The sequence below is a fragment of the Methanothrix thermoacetophila PT genome (assembly GCF_000014945.1).
Classification (GTDB): Archaea; Halobacteriota; Methanosarcinia; order Methanotrichales; family Methanotrichaceae; genus Methanothrix_B; species Methanothrix_B thermoacetophila.
Map to the genome: position 1 here is coordinate 955,044 of NC_008553.1, position 21,137 is coordinate 976,180.

21 protein-coding genes are annotated in these 21,137 nt (G+C 55.1%); 11 read left to right on the top strand and 10 right to left on the bottom strand.

Going from position 1 to position 21,137, the window contains the following annotated elements; genetic code table 11:
- Positions 1 to 413: 413 nt before the first annotated feature.
- From MTHE_RS04575 to MTHE_RS04595, 5 genes are all read left to right on the top strand, one after another.
- Positions 414 to 893 carry an Lrp/AsnC family transcriptional regulator gene (locus MTHE_RS04575; protein ID WP_011696062.1) on the top strand — a complete coding sequence of 160 codons (480 nt, stop codon included), beginning with the start codon at positions 414 to 416 and terminating at the stop codon, positions 891 to 893.
- On the top strand, positions 890 to 2,080 hold the full coding sequence (locus MTHE_RS04580; RefSeq protein WP_011696063.1) for an aminotransferase class I/II-fold pyridoxal phosphate-dependent enzyme: 1,191 nt from the start codon (positions 890 to 892) through the stop codon (positions 2,078 to 2,080). Before MTHE_RS04575 ends, MTHE_RS04580 begins: the two co-directional genes overlap by 4 nt.
- A gap of 11 nt (positions 2,081 to 2,091) precedes the next feature.
- Positions 2,092 to 2,712: a CDP-alcohol phosphatidyltransferase family protein gene (locus tag MTHE_RS04585; protein WP_011696064.1), complete on the top strand. Its 621-nt coding sequence runs from the start codon at positions 2,092 to 2,094 to the stop codon at positions 2,710 to 2,712.
- A gap of 104 nt (positions 2,713 to 2,816) precedes the next feature.
- Positions 2,817 to 3,230 carry an LIM domain-containing protein gene (locus MTHE_RS04590; RefSeq protein WP_011696065.1) on the top strand — a complete coding sequence of 138 codons (414 nt, stop codon included), beginning with the start codon at positions 2,817 to 2,819 and terminating at the stop codon, positions 3,228 to 3,230.
- Positions 3,193 to 3,834 (top strand): YkgJ family cysteine cluster protein, encoded by a 642-nt coding sequence (locus tag MTHE_RS04595; RefSeq protein ID WP_175265801.1) that lies wholly within the window; start codon positions 3,193 to 3,195, stop codon positions 3,832 to 3,834. Before MTHE_RS04590 ends, MTHE_RS04595 begins: the two co-directional genes overlap by 38 nt.
- A 135-nt stretch (positions 3,835 to 3,969) precedes the next feature.
- Here the strand turns inward: MTHE_RS04595 and MTHE_RS04600 are convergent, their stop codons facing one another.
- From MTHE_RS04600 to metG, 5 genes are read right to left on the bottom strand one after another with little or no spacing between them, the layout of a single operon-like run.
- Positions 3,970 to 4,638: a phosphoglycolate phosphatase gene (locus MTHE_RS04600; protein WP_011696067.1), complete on the bottom strand. Its 669-nt coding sequence runs from the start codon at positions 4,636 to 4,638 to the stop codon at positions 3,970 to 3,972.
- Positions 4,635 to 5,603 carry a DNA repair and recombination protein RadA gene (gene radA / locus MTHE_RS04605; RefSeq protein WP_011696068.1) on the bottom strand — a complete coding sequence of 323 codons (969 nt, stop codon included), beginning with the start codon at positions 5,601 to 5,603 and terminating at the stop codon, positions 4,635 to 4,637. The genes MTHE_RS04600 and radA overlap by 4 nt, the downstream gene beginning before the upstream one ends.
- Positions 5,604 to 5,636: 33 nt before the next feature.
- On the bottom strand, positions 5,637 to 6,752 hold the full coding sequence (locus tag MTHE_RS04610; RefSeq protein WP_011696069.1) for an OB-fold nucleic acid binding domain-containing protein: 1,116 nt from the start codon (positions 6,750 to 6,752) through the stop codon (positions 5,637 to 5,639).
- 30 nt (positions 6,753 to 6,782) lie between these two features.
- A complete protein-coding gene (locus MTHE_RS04615) occupies positions 6,783 to 8,486 on the bottom strand; it encodes an ATP-binding cassette domain-containing protein (protein WP_011696070.1) in 1,704 nt (567 codons plus the stop codon).
- A gap of 19 nt (positions 8,487 to 8,505) precedes the next feature.
- The gene (gene metG / locus MTHE_RS04620) at positions 8,506 to 10,515 is read right to left on the bottom strand and encodes a methionine--tRNA ligase (RefSeq protein WP_011696071.1); all 2,010 of its coding nucleotides are present in this window, start codon (positions 10,513 to 10,515) and stop codon (positions 8,506 to 8,508) included.
- A 162-nt stretch (positions 10,516 to 10,677) separates the two neighbouring features.
- Here metG and MTHE_RS04625 point away from each other — a divergent pair, with 162 nt between their 5' ends.
- From MTHE_RS04625 to MTHE_RS04635, 3 genes are all read left to right on the top strand, one after another.
- The gene (locus MTHE_RS04625; RefSeq protein WP_011696072.1) at positions 10,678 to 11,070 is read left to right on the top strand and encodes a TrmB family transcriptional regulator; all 393 of its coding nucleotides are present in this window, start codon (positions 10,678 to 10,680) and stop codon (positions 11,068 to 11,070) included.
- A 266-nt stretch (positions 11,071 to 11,336) separates the two neighbouring features.
- The gene (gene ftsZ / locus MTHE_RS04630) at positions 11,337 to 12,443 is read left to right on the top strand and encodes a cell division protein FtsZ (protein WP_011696073.1); all 1,107 of its coding nucleotides are present in this window, start codon (positions 11,337 to 11,339) and stop codon (positions 12,441 to 12,443) included.
- Positions 12,444 to 12,466: 23 nt separating this feature from the next.
- The gene (locus MTHE_RS04635) at positions 12,467 to 12,778 is read left to right on the top strand and encodes a winged helix-turn-helix transcriptional regulator (protein WP_175266031.1); all 312 of its coding nucleotides are present in this window, start codon (positions 12,467 to 12,469) and stop codon (positions 12,776 to 12,778) included.
- Positions 12,779 to 13,029: 251 nt separating this feature from the next.
- Here MTHE_RS04635 and thiI read toward each other — a convergent pair whose 3' ends face one another.
- Both thiI and MTHE_RS04645 read right to left on the bottom strand, forming a co-directional pair.
- Entirely contained in the window at positions 13,030 to 14,190 is a 1,161-nt protein-coding gene (gene thiI, locus MTHE_RS04640) for a tRNA uracil 4-sulfurtransferase ThiI (protein WP_327036618.1), read from the bottom strand.
- Positions 14,165 to 14,341, bottom strand: a complete 177-nt coding sequence (locus MTHE_RS04645; RefSeq protein ID WP_175265802.1) for a DUF5350 domain-containing protein — start codon at positions 14,339 to 14,341, stop codon at positions 14,165 to 14,167. Before MTHE_RS04645 ends, thiI begins: the two co-directional genes overlap by 26 nt.
- A gap of 246 nt (positions 14,342 to 14,587) precedes the next feature.
- Here MTHE_RS04645 and MTHE_RS04650 point away from each other — a divergent pair, with 246 nt between their 5' ends.
- Positions 14,588 to 15,013, top strand: coding sequence for a YkvA family protein (locus MTHE_RS04650; RefSeq protein WP_011696076.1), 426 nt, complete (start codon positions 14,588 to 14,590; stop codon positions 15,011 to 15,013).
- On the opposite strand, the gene MTHE_RS04655 is transcribed toward MTHE_RS04650, so the two are convergent.
- The 3 genes from MTHE_RS04655 to MTHE_RS04665 all read right to left on the bottom strand — a co-directional run bounded on the left by MTHE_RS04655 (position 15,014) and on the right by MTHE_RS04665 (position 18,700).
- Positions 15,014 to 15,976, bottom strand: coding sequence for a radical SAM protein (locus MTHE_RS04655; RefSeq protein ID WP_011696077.1), 963 nt, complete (start codon positions 15,974 to 15,976; stop codon positions 15,014 to 15,016).
- Positions 15,977 to 16,136: 160 nt separating this feature from the next.
- A complete protein-coding gene (locus tag MTHE_RS04660) occupies positions 16,137 to 17,813 on the bottom strand; it encodes a preprotein translocase subunit SecD (protein WP_011696078.1) in 1,677 nt (558 codons plus the stop codon).
- Positions 17,810 to 18,700 carry a protein translocase subunit SecF gene (locus MTHE_RS04665; RefSeq protein WP_011696079.1) on the bottom strand — a complete coding sequence of 297 codons (891 nt, stop codon included), beginning with the start codon at positions 18,698 to 18,700 and terminating at the stop codon, positions 17,810 to 17,812. Before MTHE_RS04665 ends, MTHE_RS04660 begins: the two co-directional genes overlap by 4 nt.
- A gap of 292 nt (positions 18,701 to 18,992) precedes the next feature.
- Between MTHE_RS04665 and MTHE_RS04670 the strand changes: the two genes are divergently transcribed.
- Together MTHE_RS04670 and MTHE_RS04675 are read left to right on the top strand one after the other, a co-directional pair.
- Positions 18,993 to 19,502, top strand: coding sequence for a nitroreductase family protein (locus tag MTHE_RS04670; RefSeq protein WP_175265803.1), 510 nt, complete (start codon positions 18,993 to 18,995; stop codon positions 19,500 to 19,502).
- Between the two features lie 9 nt (positions 19,503 to 19,511).
- The gene (locus MTHE_RS04675) at positions 19,512 to 21,050 is read left to right on the top strand and encodes a tRNA uridine(34) 5-carboxymethylaminomethyl modification radical SAM/GNAT enzyme Elp3 (RefSeq protein ID WP_011696081.1); all 1,539 of its coding nucleotides are present in this window, start codon (positions 19,512 to 19,514) and stop codon (positions 21,048 to 21,050) included.
- Positions 21,051 to 21,137 lie beyond the last annotated feature (87 nt).

Here is a 21,137-nt window from a genome sequence, read left to right on the forward strand (position 1 = left end):
TCCCTCTGATTCAACGGACCGGCAATCTTGCATATGGGGTAGAGGCGTGTGATGCTGGCTGTACAGAGCTCACAACTCCGACGATTCGGCCTCATGAGCCACCTAGCTTACACCAAATGGAAATCGCTCTTGTGTGTTCAACAACTTAGAGGACATGTAGTCTGGTTGTTGGAAGCACTCATTCATTCTCCAAGAACGCATGCCTGGGCCATTGTCTTTCCGGGAAAGTCATCATATGGATAAGAGCGATGGAAATACACTTCCACGGACCTGTCCGGATGATAAGAGCTGAGACCAGAAATCTGGACCTTACCACCCTCTGCAGCTCGGATACACCTAATCCTCATTCGGACACGTACACCTCCACAAGCGTAAAGGCTATAATCAGATCGTGCATCGTTATACAGGATTCTATGAACGAGATTCTGCAGATACTCTCTGAAAATGCACGGGCTACGCCAGCGGAGATCGCGGCTCTTCTAGGCAGAACTGAAGAGGAGGTGGCCCGCGAGATAAAGGAGCTGGAGGACTCAGGGGTCATACGGAAGTACATCACAATTATAGACTGGGAGAAGGCATCTGAAAGCTATGTTTACGCGGTTATAGAGCTGAAGGTGGCCCTTCAGAGGTCGACAGGCTACGATTCCGTTGCAGAGAGGATCGCGAGATTCTCTGAGGTTCAGTCTGTCCGGCTCATATCAGGGGATCACGACCTCTCGGTCACAGTTCGCGGCAGATCCATGAAAGATGTGGCGTTCTTTGTGGCAGAGAAGATCGCACCCCTGGAGGGGGTCCAGTCGACATGCACTCATTTCATACTGAAGAGCTATAAGGAGCACGGGGTCATTCTCACTGATAGGCCCAAGCCAAAGAGACTGGTGATAACAGCATGACTCTTCTCAGAGAGGTTCACGCATGGAATGCTGAGTCCCATCTCTCCCAGACCGTGAGAGATCTGCCGCCATCCGGGATCCGAAGGTTCTTCGACCTGGTGAACGAGATGGACGAGGCTATAAGCCTGGGGGTCGGCGAGCCGGACTTCGTCACGCCATGGCATGTCAGGGAGGCCTGCATATACTCCCTCGAGTCCGGCTACACCTCATACACATCAAACAAGGGCATGCCCGAGCTGCGTGAGGCCATCGCGGATTTCACTAAGGAGCAGCTTGGGCTCGACTACGATCCCACCGATCAGATACTCGTGACCACGGGCGTGAGCGAGGCCGTGGATCTGGCATTCAGGGCGACGCTCAACCCGGGAGATGAGGTGATAGTGCCCGAGCCCTGCTACGTCGCATACGTTCCTGACATAATCCTGGCAGGGGGCGTGCCCAGACAGATCCCAACAAGAATCGATGATGAGTTCAGAGTCACTCCGGAATCGATCGTACCAGCGATCACCGAGAAGACGAAAGCTCTGGTGCTGAGCTACCCGAACAATCCAACGGGCGCGATAATGACACGCAGCGATCTCGAGAGCATAGCAGATCTGGTTGTGGAGCACGACCTTCTCGTCATATCTGATGAGGTCTATGGCATGCTCACGTACTCCGGCACGCATGCTAGCTTCGCACAGCTTGATGGCATGTACGAGAGGACGATCATACTCAACGGTCTCTCGAAATCGCATGCTATGACCGGATGGCGGATAGGCTATGCGCTTGGCGATCCGATGCTCATAGGCGCCATGACGAAGATACATCAGTACACGATGCTCTGTGCTCCGATAATGTCGCAGATGGCGGCCATCGAGGCCCTCCTGCATGGAGAGGAGGAGATGCTCAAGATGAAGCACGAGTACAACCTGAGGAGACGGCTCTTTGTCGCCGGACTGAACAGGATAGGTCTGCGGTGCATAGAGCCACAGGGTGCCTTCTACGCGTTCCCATCGATCGCCGAGACCGGTTTGTCATCAGAAGCCTTTGCAGAGCGCCTGCTCAGGGAGCAGAGGGTGGCTGTTGTCCCGGGGAACGTCTTTGGGCAGAGCGGCGAGGGATTCCTGAGGTGCTCATACGCCACGTCCAGGGAGGAGCTCATCGAGGCGCTGGACAGGATCGAGACGTTCCTGGATGGGCTGTAGCAGGTGGGCTGATGCTCAGATCCCGGCTTGTCAGGAGGGAAAGGACTGATGTATTGCTAAAACCCTTCGCCAGGCTGAGGCTCCATCCAATAGCGTGGTCCTTGCTCTCCCTCCCCTTTGCATTCGCAGGCATGCTGCTTCTTGGAAGAGGTGAGCTTATTCCAGGTCTGCTGATGTTTCTCGCATCCGGTGCCATGGATGTCATCGACGGAGCGGTTGCGAGGGCGACCAGCACGGTCACACTTCTCGGCGCATATGTAGATGGTGTACTCGATCGGTATGTGGAGATCCTCCTCATCCTGGGACTCATGCTCTACCTAGGTGATCGCGTCAACCTGCGTATCTCGTTGCTCTTTTCGATTCTGATTTTTGGATCCCTGATGACGAGCTTTGTCAGGGCCTATGCAGATCACAGAGGTCTTGTCAGAGACCAGGAGGAGCTCATGAGGATGGGAGGGTTTCTTGAGAGAGCAGAACGTCTCATGCTCCTCTACGCATGCATAATCTCAGGGCTGTACAGCACGGATCTTCTCATATTCCTGTTAACGATCACAGCGCTGCTCGCAAACCTGACCGTGATCCAGAGGATCTTCCTGATTCTGAATTATGCGAGAAGAAGTTCAGGACGATGACCGGTCGGATCCGGTGCGACATTGAGACCCCCAGTTCCGCCAACACCGCTGCTCCCGGCACATTCAGTAACATTTTTAAGTCATAGAATATAACTAAAAAACACATGAGATGCCAAATGTGCGGTCGGGATCTTGAGGAGGACGATGTGTACATCCATGACGGAGAGACGCTCTGCGAGGACTGCTATATCGAGGCGAGCCACAGGATACGTGTGTGCGATCCATGGGGCGAGTACTCGGCAAGGACGTTCAGGAAGATGCATGGCCTCAAGGGCGATGAGGGTCTCACGGAGATCCAGAAGAGGCTGTACAATCTGGTGTGCTCAAGAAAGGTCACGCGTGAGGATCTCCAGGCGGAGCTGGGGCTGTCGCCACAGGAGCTGGAGAATGAGATCGCGATCCTGCGGCACTGCCAGCTCGTGAAGGGGAGGCGCGAGGGAGACAAGGTATACATAGTGCCCTGGGAATATACAGGTGGCGATGAAGCTCCCTCCGGTGAAGGCGCGCAGCGGATTTGATATCAAATGGCTCTGCCACAGATTCTTTGCTAATATATGCCTTGAAGAAAAGCGACGTGGCGAGCATCTCTCTTTTCTCAAAGATCACTGGTCCGAGAGGGAAGAAGAGCAGAGGAAGATCGATCTCGGGGAGAGAACCTCATTCGATATAGCCCTGCCCATACCTGCCCGAGACAGGGGTTTCGCTGAGACGTGTGAGGGCGTGGAGCTTTTCTGGGAGCTCTTCAAGTGCAGGAGATGCGGGCGATGCTGCTACACCCCAGGCGCGGGCCTGGTGCTGGAGAGGGGTGATATCAAGAGGATATCGGAGTTTCTGGGATCGAAGAAGCGTCTCAGATCGATGTGCAGGAAGGGCGAGGACGGGACATGGATACTGAAGCAGCCCTGTCCCTTCTACGACAGCAGTGAGGGCTGCAGAATTTACGAAGTCAGGCCGCTGACCTGCAGGCTCTATCCCCTCCATCCACCTCTGAAGGACATGCCGTTCAACCTCGCAGTTGACTCATTCTGCCCTGCGGCCAGGGATGTGGCGAAGAAGACACTTGGCTGGTGGGCGATCTGCGAGAAACACTGGGCCGAGATAGTAAAATCATCTCAGGAATGATGCTCAGGAATGTACATCTCCCAGAGCAGCTCCACACCATCATATATCTTGGCGAAACCGCAGCTCAGCCTGGAACTCTCGCGATCCCCTGCCGCATGCAACAGCTGCTGCGTCTCGGTGTGCAGTGGAGATACATCAGATCATGCCGGCAGCGCGCATGTGGTCGATTATCTCAGCAAACCCCTCTCCAAATGCTCGATCTGCAACATACCTGGCCGCAGATTTGACTGAAGGGTGTGCATTCCCAACAGCCGCCGGAAATCCAGAGATCTCCATCATCGGTATGTCGCTTGGGCTGTCGCCGATGGCCGCAATGCGTTTCGTTGGAATCCCCAGCCTCTCGGAGATCCTCCGGAGACCCGTGCCCTTTGTTATACCCCTGTTCTTTATGTGAATGGCAAAACCAGTATCAACAAGATCCACAGGGAGGTTAAGGGATTCGAGATACCTGGAGGCCGCATCTACATCAAACCCACGGATCAGCACGAGATCTGTGAGGCGGTATCTGGAATCGAACTTTTTGATGTTGAACTTCTCCTTGAGATGCTTATACGCCTCATCGCACAATTTTCTGTCGCCGACGACCTCTATTCTGTCATCCGATGAGATGACCCCGCCGTTCTCTGCGACGAAGTGTCTCACTCCGAAGAGCACCGCCGCGGCTCTCGTGAAGCAGTGGGTGTTGCCTGTCACGAGGATCACAGGCACCTCGAGCTCCCTGATCACGCTCACGGAGACAGGGCTGAGAACTCTGCTCGCGTCTGTGAGCGTACCGTCGATGTCGACGGCCACAGCCTCAATCAATCCCTGAGACCCTCCATCGTCACGGAGAAGACCGCCTCGCCGTCTGGCATGCTTGGGGAGTCTACGAGCCTGGCTATCCGCTTGTCGCCCTTCGACTTTCTCAGATACACCCTGAACGTCGCAGTGTGGCCTAGGACGTGCCCTCCAACAGGCTTTGTAGGGTCTCCAAAGAAGGTGTCGGGCTTCGCCATCACCTGGTTCGTGACGAGTATCAGCGCGTTGTTCAGATCCGCGAATCTCATGAGATCGTGGAGATGCTTGTTGAGCTTCTGCTGCCTGTCGGCCAGGGTTCCGCGGCCGACGTACTCGGCCCTGAAATGCGCAGTCACAGAATCGACTATCAGGAGCCTCACAGGGTGTTCGGTCTCCCTGAGGCTTTCTGCAAGCTCCATGGCGCTCTCAGCCAGCAGGATCTGGTGGTTCGAGTTGTAGGCCCTGGCGACATGTATGTTCTTCAGAAAATCCTCAGGCCGCCACTCCCGGTCATCTATCGCCCTGAGCCCCATGACCATCTGCGATATCCTCTCGGGCCTGAATGTGTTCTCTGTGTCTATGATGATCGCCGAACCGTTCAGGCCGCCGAGCTCCGGCGGAAGCTGTACGTTCACCGCAAGCTGATGTGCCACCTGTGTCTTGCCGGAGCCGAACTCGCCGTAGAGCTCCACTATCGCCTGCGTCTCCATGCCGCCGCCGAGCAGCTCGTCGAAGTTCCTGCTGCCTGTGGTTATCTTGCCGACGAGCTTCCTGCGCTCGAGAACTTGGTCTCCGGTCTCGAACCCTCCGATATCTGCGGCCTCCCTCGCTGCAGCGATTATCTTCGCAGCGGTGGCCTCGCCAACCTCGGCCGCTGCCACGAGCTCCCCGGGGGAGGCGACTGCTACTGCCTCAATTGTTGTGAAACCCGCCTCCCTCAGCTTCTCCGCGGTGGCAGGCCCAACACCGGGCAAATCCTCCAATAGCTTCATCCGAAACCCATACTCCTTATGAATATAACACGTTTATCCAGGCGGCGCGAAAGTGATCCTGCTCCTCCAGCCGCAGCTGACCTCCAGCTCGCCGTTCCAGCCGTTCTTCACCTGTCCGCCCATGATCTCGACCCTGCAGCCGAGATCCGCATTCTCCAGCAGCCGGTAAAGATCCCCCCAGAGAGAGACCCTCACACGTCCTGTCTCGTCTGTGACGTTTATGCTCGTGACATATCCTTTTGTGCCATCGTCCCTCTGAAACTCCCTTAGCTCACCGATCCCTGTGAGATACCCAGCTATATTGCAGATCTCCCCCACCCTGAGATCCGCGATGGGCGTGAAGCGCTCGGAGTACTTGATCTCAGAGGAACTCTTTCTTATCACCGTGTACCTGCTGGTCTGGAGTTCGATGAATCCGTATCTCTCCCTGGAGCTGCAGTTGATCACCTCGAGAACATCCCCCTCCGAAGCATCGATGAGGGCATGATCGTTCCAGAGCGTGATATTTATGCTCCCAGTATCATCGCCGAGCAGCATGCTTCTGACGAACCCTTTCGACCCATCCTTTCTGGTGAACTCCTTAGCCTTCCCAGGATCTATTACCCTTGCGATTATGCTGATCTCGCCCATATCCGGCCTGATCTCAGCGATCTTCAGAGGCTCGACCCTGACCTTTATGTCGCTGTCGATCTCCTGGATGCTGCAGCCTCTGCCGATGCTTATCTCCGTCCCAGATCTTCCGAGCCTGGGGAAGCCTCTGACCTTGAGGCACTGGTCGACCCTGATATCCCCTGAGACTACAAGATCAGTCGCATCATCCCAGAGTGTCACCTTTATCATCCCGGTCTCATCACCCACTGTAAGAGACGCGACCCTTCCAATGGATCCATCCGACCGGCTGAACTCCCTCACCTCTGAGATATGAACAACCCTGCCTGTGAATGTGACAGCCCCTGACTCGGGCCTGATATCCTTTATCTTCGTCAGGATCTCGCCAGCACCGAGCTCATGTGCGACCAGCATGGCTGCAGTGAGCGGATCGCAGAGCCCGCCCATCAGGGAGACCTTCTCGTTCACCCTGGCCTCGAACTCCTCAACGCTTATCCTATCTGAGACCTGCCTGAAGATCTCCTCCACCTGATCGTCCACGAAACCCTCTCCTCGCTGCAGATCCTCAAATCAGTGCTCCCTCAGGTACTCCGCGCCGCATCTCTCAACGAAGATGTCGCAAACCTCTTTAGGATCCCCATCCGCGACTATCTCCCCGTTATCGAACAGGATCGCGCGGTGGGCGACCTCCTTCACGAGGTCCACATGATGGCTGACGATGATGATGGTCGTGCCGTACCTCGCCTGGATCCTCTTCATGGCGTTCGCCACGTCTCTGAGAGTGATCGGATCTATATCACCGAAGGGCTCGTCCAGTATCAGTATGCTAGGATTTGCAGCGAGCAGTATCGCGAGCGACGCCCTGACGCTCTCCCCACCGCTGAGCTGCTCAGGGTACTTGTCGAGGATGGAGGTGTCGAGGTCCATTATCCTGAACACAGGCTCCGCGAACCTCCTCGCCTCTGTATCTGGAAACTTCGGGAAGAGCTCTGAGAGAACATCTCTCCCAATGCCCAGCCTCTCGAGAACCGCCTTGGCCTCATCCTCACGCATATCTGTGAGCGTGTAGAGCATGTCAAGAACACGATCGCTTATCCCTATCTCAGCTGCAACCTCCCTGGCGTACTCGATCACATGCTGCCCCTTGACTCCAAGCTTATACGCTATCTGCTCCAGGATCGTCTCGTGGGGCATCAGGGCGAACTCCTGGTACATTATGCCTAGCCTTCTCCTGATCTCCATCCTGGTGGGCGAGTATGTGGTTATGTCGACCCACCCATCCTCATGTCTGTAATAGATATGCCCATCATCCGGCATCCTGAGGCCCTCGATCATCGTGAGCAGTGTGGTCTTGCCCGCGCCGCTCGATCCTATTATGGCAGTCGTCTCCCCCCGGTTTATGTTCAGCCTCAGATTGGAGATCCTGAGGACCTCACCCGTTCCAACGAGATAATTTCTCTTGAAGAGCCGTCTCACCAGTATCTCCGGCTCAGGCGGCTCAGGCCTTGGCGGAAGAGGCACGGCCGGACCGATCTTGGATAGGAACATCTTGAGCACATTGGATGGTTCGCCGATCGTCCTGATCGATCCACCGTCCAGCCAGATCAGGCGATCTGCGAGGTACCTATGTATCTCAGGGAGATGTGATACAACAAGCGTTGTCAGGCCGAGCTCCTCGTTGACCCTCTTTATTGTATCAAGGACCTCCTGTTTCGTTTTCGGGCATGCCATTGTGGCAGGCTCATCAAGCAGAAGCAGCTTGGGCTTTTTGGCGAGCTGTCTCGCTATCAGCAGCCTCTGCTTCTCCCCGCCGCTCAGTATCGTTGCGAGATGGTTTGCCTTGTGCCCCAGACCGACGAGCTCCAGGAAACCCTTCGCCTCCTCGTAGTACTCGTCGTATCTCGCATCCTCAGGTATGGGAAGAGCCTCGTAGCCCGTTTCTCTGGAATACACTCGCCTCACGACATTCTTTATCGCGGACTCCGTCCACAGACCGAACTCACGCTGGAGGTGTATCGCCGTTATCCTCCGCTGCTGCATCCTGACGTCCTCACCGGACTCAGGGGTGATCTCGAGGCCGTCTATGACGATCCTGCCAGCATCGAAATCCTCTATGCCTCTGAGTATCCTCATGAGGGTGCTCTTGCCACCGCCGCTCTTCCCGACGATCCCGAGGATCTCACCCTCATTTGCGCTGAAGCTGACATCCTTCAGAGCGAGAATCTTCCGCCCCTTTACATCGTAAGTCTTGCAGACTCCCTCGACCTCAAGCATCCTTCAACACCTCAGCGAATTACCTGATTCCACATCCGGCTGGAACCTCTTTATCAGGCTTGAGGAGCACAGCATCTCCATTTATGTCTGCCGCAAGCAGCATCCCCCTCGACTCCACGCCGAAGATCTTTACAGGCTCAAGGTTTGCAACGACCACCACCTGCCTGCCCACAAGCTCCTCGGGTTTGTACATCTTCGCGATTCCCGCCACAATCTGGCGTTTTTCACCTATGTCGACGATCAGCCTGAGGAGCTTATCAGATCCCTTTATCCTCTCTGCCTCAAGAACTGTGCCCACCCTCAGATCAAGCGCCTTGAACTGGTCGAACGGTATCACTGGCTTCTCCTTCACCTTCTCTCCAGCACCCTCAGCCCTGCGGACGCGCTCCCTGAAGATCTCCTCAAGCCTCTTCACAGTCGAGTCCTCGATTCTGCTGAAGAGTATCTTGGGCGTGCCAAGGGGATGACCCTCCGGTATGGGCTGAACAGCATCTCTGAACTGTATATCATCAAGAGACTCCATACCGAGCTGCTTCCAGGCGACCGCCATCCTGGAGGGCATGAACGGCTCCATGAGTATGATCATCGCCTTCACCATCTGGAGGCAGTTTCTGAGCACAGAGCCAGCTGCTCTCCGATCAGAGCGTATCAGCTTCCACGGCTCATGCGACTGGAAGTATGTGTTCGCGTAATCAGCGAGTGATAGCACCGCATCTGATGCCCTCTTGAACTCATATTCCATAAGTGACGAGGATACATCCCCGACACTCATCTCTATTCTCTTCATGACCTCAGGGTCCAGCTCACCCTCCGGTACCTTTCCGTCGAAGTTCTTCACAGCAAATGTCACAGCTCTGTTCAGGAAATTGCCGAAGGCGCCCACAAGCTCCGTGTTCACCTTCTCCTGCAGGATCTTCCAGGAGAAGTTCACCTCCTTTGTGTGAGATGTGTAGCTTGCCAGGTAGTACCTGAGATAATCAGGCTCAAGGCCCTGATCGAGATAATCGTCCTTCACCCAAACGACATATCCGCGGCTCTTCGAGAACTTCTTGTCGTCGATCTTGAGCATGCCGCTCGCGACGACATCGCTTGGGAGCGTGTATCCAGCGCCTTCGAGCATGGCTGGCCAGAATATGCAGTGATGGTAGACTATATCCCCGCCTATGAAGTGGATTATGCGGCTCTTCCCGCGCCAGTACCTCTCCCAGGGCACACCGTGCGCTTTACACCACTCCTCTGTGAATGAGATGTAGCCGATGGGCGCATCGACCCAGACGTAAACGACGAGATCCTCGCTTCCAGGAAATTTGACTCCCCAGCTCATGTTTCTTGTTATGCACCAGTCCTTGAGCTCCTGCCGGACCCATTCAAGCGCGTAGTTCCTTGCACTGGCAGTACCGCCCAGCCTCTGGAGGTAATCGAGAAGGAATTCCCTGAATGCGGAGAGCCTGAAGAAGTAGTGCGTCTGCTTCCTGTACTCCGCCCTGGTGCCACAGACCTTGCATACCGCGTCCTTTATCTCTCCAGGCTCCAGGTGTCTTCCGCAGCCCTGATCGCACTCATCCCCTCTCGCAGGCACACCACAGTACGGGCATATTCCCTCAACGTATCTATCAGGGAGGAACCGCTCGCATCTCGGGCAGTACGCCAGCTCGATCTCCTTGGGGTAAACATGACCTCTCTCCATCAGAGCCCTCACGATCTCCTGAGTTCTGTGATGATTCGATGGATCATCTGTGCATCCGAAGTAGTCGAACCTGACGTTGATGCTCCTGAAGACATCCTCGAAGTGCTTGTGGTAGAACTCCACAAGCTCCCTGGGGCTCATTCCCCTCGACTCGGCATTGACCACGATAGGAGTGCCATGTGCATCTGATCCGCATATGAAGAGGACATCGTGTCCCATCCTCCTCAGAGCTCTCACGAATATATCCGCAGGAACATACGTTCTCAGATGTCCTATGTGGGCCGGGCCGTTTGCATATGGCAGACCACATGTGACCAGAATGGGATCGTTATCTGTGGGCAACTATGAACACCAACCCCAGTATTGAGCTAAGGGAGATATAGGTTTTCCCTGATCATTGAATGAATCACAACTCCCTACAAAGCCCCCTACAAAGCGCGTTACAATTAATTTCCACGAAACATATATATATTGAACAATCTCGTATCTCCTGTGGTGATGGGGTTGAAGAAGGTACCACTGCCCGACCCCAGTGACGAGCAGGAGGAGTTTTCTTCCATACTGATGGATATCGGGCTCCGGAGAAACGTTGCCAAGGTTCTCACATATCTCGCAGGGGTGGACGAGGCGACATCCAGGGATATAGAGACAAACTCCGATCTCAGGCAGCCGGAGGTGAGCATCGCCATGCGGGAGCTCCGGGAGCTTGGCTGGATCTCCGAGAGGGACGAGAAGAATCCTGGGAAGGGCAGGCCCTACAGGATATACAGGCTCGAGAAGAATATCGACGAGATCATAAACTATCTGGAGGACCAGAAGCTTCAGGAGATAGAGCGAACCATGCGCCAGATAGAGCGCCTCAAGGAGCTCAGGAATGTGGAGGCGCGTGGGATTTAGTCACATCCTCCATTCAGCCACAGGACGATCGCATGCGGATGAGAATCCTGTCGGAGATACGGATAACAATATAACATCCATTTACATGGCACGTATTTTGATTACAGATAAAAATTATAACCATATATATGATGATTTTGCCGTGCACCAGCAGGATACTGTTAAATGCTATGTGGATATATTATCCCTGTAATCCCAGCTTCACTATCAAAAAATCTATATACTAATTGCACAGTAAAACCAAACAAGCATGTAGAGGGGATGGCATGAAGTCCATAATCGACGAGGCTCTGAGCAGGGCCGAGCGGGAGGGAAGGGCTGAACCCACGAGCGCCACAGACGAGGATCTGGTCTCGATCCTAGAGGGGCTCACCACGGTCATAAGGGTGATAGGCTGCGGTGGAGGGGGATCCAACACAATAGACAGGTTATCGGAGGCGGGCATCCAGGGGGCTGAGCTTTATGCGATAAACACAGATGCTCAGCACCTTCTCCACATCAATGCGGATAGGAGGTTCCTGATAGGCAGGAGGACTACCAGAGGCCTGGGAGCTGGAAGTCTGCCGGCCATCGGGGAGGAGGCCGCCCAGGAGGATATCGAGCAGATAAAGGCAGCTGTCCAGGGGGCTGACATGGTATTCATCACATGCGGCCTTGGTGGGGGGACAGGCACAGGTGCGTCACCTGTGGTCGCTGAGGCTGCAAGGGAAGCTGGCGCCCTCACCATAGCGATAGTGACCCTTCCGTTCAGCGCAGAGGGCTCGATAAGGATGGCGAATGCCGAAGCAGGGCTGAAGAGGTTGAGGGAGTCCGCGGATACGGTCATTGTCGTTCCGAACGACAAGCTCCTGGAGGTCGCGCCAAACGTGCCGCTGCAGGCCGCATTCAAGGTGGCAGACGAGGTACTGATGAGATCTGTGAAGGGGATAACAGAGCTGATCACCAGGCCCGGGCTGATCAATCTCGACTTTGCGGATGTCAAGACGGTCATGTCTCATGGCGGCGTGGCGATGATAGGCCTCGGGGAGGCGGACGGCGAGGAGAGGGCAAGAGACTCCGTGATGAGGGCTCTGCGCAGCCCTCTGCTTGACGTGGATGTCTCCGGTGCGACCTCAGCGCTTGTCAATGTCGTTGGCGGGCCTGACATGACCATCGCGGATGCGGAGATGGTGGTGGAGGAGGTCTACAGCAGGATCAACCCCGATGCGAGGATCATATGGGGCGCTCAGATAGATCCTGAGCTCAAGGGCACGATAAGAACAATGCTTGTGGTGACCGGCGTCTCCTCCCCGCAGATACTCGGCAGGGACGAGGGGAGGCGCGTGGTATCGAAGCACGGGATCGACTTCCTGAGCAGGCGCGCACGGTACTGAGACAAAGGACGTGAAAATGAATGTTGGCAGAGAAGGTGACCAGCGAGCTTGATATGCTCAAGAGGCACCTGATAATACTGAAGTGCGTGGTGGAGAACGAGCCCATAGGCATTCTCAAGCTGGCTGAGGAGACGAAGATACCGAGCCACAAGGTGCGCTACTCTCTCAGGGTTCTCGAGCAGGAGGGGCTCATAGCTGCCTCTGCCCCGGGGGCGATCACCACTTCTGCGACCGGTCCGTTCCTGGAGAGGCTGGATGAGATGATAGATGAGATCGTGAAGACAACACTGGAGCTCAAACGCATCGAGATGCCGCGCAAGCGCAAGGAGGTGTGACTCAAAGAGATCTGCAGCGCTATCTCTGATACCATTCTTAAGCAAAGCAACTCACGTGCTCAGCGCTTCGGCTGAAACATCCTCATCGGGCACCGGTCGGAGTCCCTGCCAGCTTGGGTCTCATTTCCCAAGGTGGTGCACATCCCCTTACTGTCATCGATAGGCTGGTAGAACCTGCATTCTCCACATGTCGGCATTTTCAGTCACAATGTATTGTCCGCTGTGAATATAAAAGTTTATCATAGAGAATATTATCTCCTTATTCTTACAATCTCCACGCCGTCAGCGAGCTCCATTGCGAGATCTCTCAGACCAAGCTCCCCCTCGATTCTCAGTATCTCCTCTAACCTTGCCCTCGTCACAGGCTTCTTCGGCGCTGCCCGGCATTGCTGTGATCCGATTGATATGTCGTATGTGCCTATCCTGCGCGCCAGCTCGATGATCTCGGTCTTGTCCATCGCGATCAGTGGATGGTACACTGGCGCCTCGATCCCAACCTGCTCTGCCATTATGTTCTCAGGGGTCTGGGACGCCACCTGCCCGAGGGAGTATCCTGTCACGATGCCCTTTGCTCTCAGCCGCTTCATCACGAGAGTGGAGATGTGGTACATCAGACGCCTGCACAGAACGCAGGTCTCCCTCGGGTATCTTGATGAGATCATCTCGATCGCGCGTGCATTGCGCACGATCGCCAGATCGAGCCGCCTTCCAGACATCCAGCTCTGAAGCACCTCTGCCTGTCTGACCACCTGCTCTATGGAGTCAGCATATGGCGAGACATCGAGGTGGAGCAGCGCTACAGGGCATCCGCGACGCATGATAAGCCATGCCGCCACTGGAGAGTCTATGCCGCCGGAGATCAGCGCGAGCATCCTGGACTGCGATCCCAGGGGGAGGCCTCCAACGCCCCTCACGATCTCTGTGAAGACCAGCGCCCTGTCCGGGCGGGCCTCGATGAATATCTCAAGATCCGGATTATCAAGATCGACATCGGCACCGGTGGCACGCTGGACCGCAGCTCCGACCTCCACGGCTATCCTCCCGCTGGGCATCTCACCTCCAGCCCGCCTCGCCCTTATGGCAAAGCTCCCCGGCGAGCGCATCATTGCGATATCCACAGCGAGCTTGGAGATATCAGCCATCCTGGGACTCACGCTGTAGGCGGGGCTGACCGAAACCACGCCAAAAACTTTGGAGATCGTGGAGGGCGCTCTTTCATCCGAGGTGTGGACGTATATCCTCCCGCCCTCACATGTCATCCTGAAGTCTATACCTGCCGCGCGAAGATCATGAGATATGTTCGCCCTCAGGATACGCTCCCAGCTCGACCTGGTCCAGCTGTCCTTGAGAGCTACCTCTCCATATCGAACCAGAACAAGCTGGGTTTTACCTTGTGGCTGCAGCCTTCTCAGACCTCTTCATCCATCTGCGCCTGGAACCGCTGGACGTGTACTTGTGAAGGGGGCCAGGCTTCTTGTAGGCTACTTCTGAGCTCGGTACCATGCGGACCTGTCCCTTTCGGCCCTTTATCTTCTGCCAGACTACACTTCCTGTCTTTCCCATGCTCCCCGAGGTAGCCATGGCCTGAATTAAAAACCTTTCGTGATTGGTTGTGGACCTGTCCGGATAAGAGCTGTGCCCAGAAATCTGGATCGCCCCCTCTTCTTCACAATCATAAACACCCAATCCTTATTCGGACACGTTCTTGGTTGTTGACATGCGCCTGTCAGATCACACTGAGAGTGGCGGCGGAAAGGTTAATTATCCCCGGTAATAATTTCCATCAAGGGCCTTCAAGGAGGGCACTCCTTGGATAGATTCGACAAGATACTCGAGAAGGACATAGAGGGGTATGAGGGAAAGCACAGTGATCTCGTGAGATACGCCCCTGCGTTTTACAGGCTCATGAGCCGAATGCTCGGTGATCCAGAGCTGCCCAGGCGCATGTGGAAGCTGGTCATAGCGGCGATAGCGTATTTCATACTGCCATCAGATATAATCCCTGAAGAATCGCACGGAGCAGAGGGTTATGTGGATGACATATTCCTGTGCGCCATGGTCGCTGATCAGGTTCGCACCGCGACAGGATCCGATGAGATACTCCTGAAGAACTGGGACGGCGATGTGCCGATAGTCCCGCTTGTTCGCGATATCCTGAGCAGGGAGAAGGAGCTGATAGGCGATAAGAAAGATGCTCTCATGAGCTGCATCGGCTATGAGGAACTCATCGCCTAGCTACATCCACTCGTAGTGCAATATGACCTCGGGAACCATATCGTAGAGCAGGCTGTTCTCGATATAGCCGAAGAACAGGCAGCCACTGCAGCCATCTGATATCCTTTTTCGCATCTCGCGGGAATCACGCCAGACATTTGATATGCCCTGGGATACATGGCCTACAGGCACCTCATGGACGCGGCAAATGTAAACGTATCCATCTGATGATACATGGAGTATGAGATCAGCTGCATGGCACCTGAACCCAGGCTCTCTCTTCTGTATCATCTTGAGGTATGTGATGGAGTTGATGATCGGAGCGCCTCTTGATTTGAGATCGATCAGTTCCCCGATCGCTGATCTGTAGCGTTCCAGATCTCCGATTCTCAGATCCTCGAACTCTGCTTCATCAAACTCGTGGAGCGGCTCGAATGAGATCCATGCATCGATCTTTTTTGCCAGTCTCACGAGAGATGTGAGCTCTTCGAGATTTTTAGCGCTGATGACGCAGTTCATCAGAACCTCGATGCCCCGCCTCCTGGCCTCCACGATGCCATCCATGATCTCCTCAATACCAATACCCCTGATCTCCCTGAGGCTCTCGATCCCGTCCACAGAGACCGTGAGATAGTTGAGGCTTTCGAGATCTTCCATCCTTTCTCTGAGAAGGATGCCGTTCGTCACCAGAGAGGTTATCATTCCCAGAGATCTTGCGTGCCTCAGGATCTCCGGAATATCATCCCGCAGCAAGGGCTCGGTGGCCCAGGCATTGTACGCGCCTATCCCAAATCGCGCTGCATCATCGAGCATCCCTGTGATCTCCCCGAAGCTCATCTCGCGTCTGCGTTTCCGCCAGTGAGGGCAGAAGCTGCATCTGAGGTTGCAGGCCGTGTTCACAGTGTGGGAGAGCACGAAGGGCCTGCGTCTCACACGCAGTTGCCACACCGCTCGCATCATGAGCTTCGGGTCAATTTTTCTCATGCGACTCTCTAATCATAAAAACGGAAGGGCCAGCAGGTCATTCGACCAGGGTTGCATTGCATAACCGAGGCTCGAATGTGGTTTTGTATCCTGCTTCATCTCGCTATCTACCTGACCCAGACGCAAAGAAGGCATGTGAAGAGAGGTCTGCGCTGCCTGCCTACGCGGCCTCTCCTAGGATGTAGCCGATAATCCTGCCGTATGCAGGTCTTGCTATTCCCACGCCTATCAGAACCCCGATTATGGTGATCAGGGCGAAGCCCATCAGCGCGCCGAACCCCATCCAGAGCAGGGGTATCATCGCAGCGATGGTCGTTACAGCCGCCCCCAGGATGATGTAGAACGCCCGGGAGAGCCTCGCGAGGTATATCTTGCCCGTCAGCAGAACCCCCTTTGCCTCCTGCTCGCTCCTCTCCGTGATCCTCTCTCCATGGAGAAGCTCATCTGTTATTATGAAGAGGTGGTCAACACCTGTACCTATCACCATTATTATTCCGGCGATGCTCGCGAGATCGAGCTGCCATCCGGCCGCCGACCATATGCCGAGCATCATGATGACCTCGCTGAATGATGTGCAGACGATCGGCAGCACTATCCTTCTCTCTCTGTATCTGTAAAAGACCATTAGACCCACAGCAAGTATCGCGAGGATCCCAGCAAGAGCCACCTGGAACTTGAACTGTGATCCCAAAGCAGCATCAACCTGCCCGGAGCCTATGATCTTGACGTTCACGGGCAGCGCGCCCTCTCTCAGATGTATGTACAGCTCCTTCGCCTTCCTCGATCCTGCATCACCCGTGCCTACCTCTGCGACCAGATTTCTCATCGGTGCTTTATCGAGAGCTGATGCGAGCTCAGGAGCAAGAGGAGCGCTGAAGATCTCATCCTTGTCCAGGTACATCGAGACCTCATGCGCCTTCGGGTTCCTTGTGGCTCCAACCTCCTTGGCTATCCGCTGGAATGCGAGCGCGCCCTCCTCTGACAGGGTGAAGGGCACCCCCCACATCCCGCTCCTGTCTCCTCTCGGAAGATCCACAGACTCCACAGCATCCCCGTACACGACATGCCTGGTCTCGTTCGGACCAACCTGGATCCTTATCTCGAACTTTCCAGGCTTGCCGACGACCTCTTCGGCGGTTGAGACGTTGACACCAGCGAGATCTATTGTTATAAACCTGTTATCGACTACCCTCACCTTGATATCCTTGAGCCCGAGACGGTTGAGCTTCTTGTCGAGGATCTCCTTGGTCTCATCGACCGTCTCGGGTGTGAGACCGCTGATGAATGTGTCCTCACCCGGAGCAACCCTACCGTTGACCTCTGAGAGTATGGAGTCAAGCTGCTCTCTTGTCACATTCGACCTTATCTCGTAGCGCACCGGCTCGACCCCAACGATCCTGACATCAGAATCGAGGCGCGTTTTGAGGTAGTTCACAACAACGCCTTCAGGGGAGATGGGCACCGTGATCCTTGTAGTGTTGTCCCTCACCAGAACCCTCGATCCGGGATAGCCGAGATCCTCAGGCAGAGTCTCCGGAACCTTTCCGTCTATCGTTATTACGTAACTGTCGCCTCTCCTGGAGACATCCTCCACGACCCAGGCGCCCTGGAACTCCCTCTCCAGGATATTAACTGGGTCAACGTCGAGCTGGACGATCGCTCCCTCCAGCTCCAGCTGGAGCCACGAGCCGCCTTCCAGGTCCAGGCCGTATTTGAGACCGGAGTTCATCCCCACATATCCGGGTATCGGAGTGAGTACAAAGATCAGAGCAAGAACCACGGCCGCGATGTAAATGATAACCCTTGGATCCTTTGAAATGCTGCCTGCAAGGCTCATCTCTTACCACCTCTGGCCAGCTTTGGATTCCGTTGTAGGTACCAGCGCAGCGCCTGGACGTTTGTTATCCAAGTGTTCATCATATCCGCAAGGAGGCCGAAGAAGAGCACCACGGATATGTCGGAGATCACATCGATCTTGGTGAAGGTGGGGGAGACGAGATAGATTATGCTCGATACGAGGATCAGCACAACGACCGCGGATAAGGTAGTTGATGTCATCATGAGTCCGGTCCTCATAGCCCCGAGCACCTTCTCATTTACGGGACCCCTTCTTTTCAGAACCCTCACTGTGAGCAATATATCTGTATCCACAGAGTAACCTATGAGCATCAGAAGCGCTGCAACCGTGCCGAGTGAGAGCTTCACACCCACAGCGGTCATCATACCTGCAGCTATTATTATGTCCGCAAGGGCGCAGAGCACAACAATACCGGAGATGACAGGCTGTCTGAATACAAAGAAGACCACCAGAGCCATGAGAATGAATGACATCAGCAGATACCTCGGAGCATCCCTCTGGAGCTGCTTGCTGTACACAGGCCCTATGTACCTGATCTCGGCGTCAGTGAACTTCTCGTTTACAGTCCGCGCCAGGCCCGTGTAATCTTCGGATTTCATGGAAGGAAGCTGGATGTAGTACCTGCTTCCCACCCTCCTCAGCTCTGTGACATCATAACCCGCAAGCTTGTCCAGGACCTGCGACTCGGGCTCGTCAGCAGGTACTGTTATGAGCGTGCCACCCGTGAACTCGATCCCCATTCTGACCGGAGATCCTGTGGTGAAATACGTGGCGGCCAGAATGATGATAGATAAAGCCAGTACAGCAGCTGGAACCGCAATCATCTGCCGCCTGTCTATCTTCCTGATGAACTCCTCTAAATCCATACAAGCCTCCTTGGTGGCTGAACCACGCTCAATATATTTACGATTTTTGTGTCATGCGATGCGAGAACCGCACGGAAATCAATGATAGAATGTCTAAAAGTCCTGATCAGATCTGAGCTGCAGCTCGAACGATGAACGAGAATTCTCTACCAGCGGCGCATCTCAGATCCGTGATTGGCGGTAGCAGGGAGCAAAACCCAATCTTCAGGATAGAAGGTCACGAATGCTGTGTGTTTGCGATGTCATGGGGGAGTGGCATAAATCTAAATTCACCGATCTTCAACATGGGTTCATGGACGTGTTCGATGCGCTTGAGGGAAGGAGATCAATCAGGGCATATCAGGATAGACCTGTGTCTAGAGAGACCGTGGAGAAGCTGCTCCAGGCTGCTGAGCTGGCGCCATCTGCAGGCAACCTCCAGTCCAGGAGGTATGTGGTCGTTATGTGTCAGGATCTCAGGAAGGCGCTGGCCCTGGCAGCGTACGGGCAGAGCCACATATCCTCTGCGCCTGTGGATATCGTCGTATGCGCTGATGTGAGGAGATCGAGCAGGCGGTATGGGGACAGAGGGAGCCTCTACGCGATCCAGGATGCCGATGCAGCTGTCATGTGCATGCTCTTGGCCGCACATGCAATGGGCCTGGGCGCATGCTGGAACGGGGCGTTCGATGAGGAGATGGTGAGAGATATCCTGAGCATCGAGGAGGGCGTTGCGCCTGTCGCCATAATCTCCCTCGGCTGGCCTGCCGAATCTCCTCGATCTCCTGGAAGGCTGCCACCCAATGCGCGCTGGGAGGTATGATCGAGGCCCATGTACAGGGATCTCAGGGATATCGTGGATGCGATCGCATCCGGTATTATCAGAAGCGAGGAGGATCTCGAAAAAGCGAAACGGGCATTTGCAGCCACTTTGAATCTCTCAGAGATACCGGGCAACTCTGAGATACTCGCTGCAGCCAGGCCGGAGGAGAGGGCCCGGTTAAAGCTGTTGGTCAAAAAGCCGACCCGCACGCTCTCAGGAGTAGCTGTGATAGCTGTCATGACGAGCCCGGCGCGCTGCCCTCATGGGATCTGCATCCCATGCCCCGGAGGCGTTCTGGGCGAGAGATGTTCACCGCAGAGCTACACGGGAAGAGAGCCTGCGGCGCTGAGAGCGGTACAGCATAACTTTGATCCCTACGCACAGGTGGCTGCGAGGCTCAAACAGCTCTCAGAGATAGGTCACCCTGTCGACAAGGCAGAGCTCATTCTCATGGGAGGGACCATCACATCCAGACCCCTCGGGTATCAGTGTTGGTTTGTGAGGAGATGCCTGGAGGCGATGAACGATTATCCTGACACGAGGAGAAGCACACGCTGGAGATCCTTCAGAGAGGTGGCAGATGCAAACACCAGTGCAGCGGTGAGAAACGTCGGCATAACCTTCGAGACCAGGCCTGACTGGTGCCGTGAGAATCACATCAAAAACATGCTTCTCCTCGGGGCGACGAAGGTCGAGCTGGGAGTGCAGAGCATCTACGATGATGTCCTCAGTGCGATCAGGAGAGGCCATTCTGTGGAGGAGACGATAAGAGCAAACCGTTTGTTGAGAGAGGCCGGGCTGAAGGTCGGGTTCCACATGATGCCCGGGCTTCCGGGATCTGACCCTGATAGAGATCTTAAGATGTTCAGGGAGCTTTTCGAGAGCAGCAATTACCGGCCGGATTACCTCAAGATATACCCCACGCTTGTGATCGAGGGGACGGAGCTCCACAGGATGTGGATACGGGGAGATTATGAGCCGCTTTCGGATGATGAGGCTGCTGAGTTGATATCGCGCATCAAGGAGATCCTCCCGAGGTACACAAGGCTCCAGCGCGTGCAGAGAGATATACCCGCGCATCTCATAACTGCTGGCGTCAGGAAGAGCAACCTCAGGCAGCTCGCCAGAAAGAGACTTGAGGAACGCGGTTTGAGGTGCAGTTGCATAAGATGCAGAGAGGCCGGGCTTCGTGGTGTATCTGAGGGGGATCTCTCGATGAACATTGAGAGCTATGATGCATGTGGAGCAAAGGAGCACTTCATATCGTTTGATACCGTGGACGACACCCTCGTCGGATTCCTCAGACTCAGGCTGGGCGCTGAGGCCAGGATCAGGGAGCTGCACGTCTACGGCCCTCTCGTTCCTCTCGGAAGAAGGGGCGGATGGCAGCATCGCGGCATCGGCGCGAGGCTCATAGAGAGGGCGGAGGAGATGGCGAGGGATCAGGGATACGAGAGGATCTCGGTCACGAGTGGTATAGGCGTCAGGGGCTACTATGCATCTCTGGGCTACAGGCTGAACGCGCCGTACATGGAGAAGACGCTCTGATGCCAGTGCCCAAATTGGCAGCTAGGGATGCATCTGAAATTGTTTGAATGAATTAAGTGCCAGTGGACCACCCCAGATGCAGCGTGC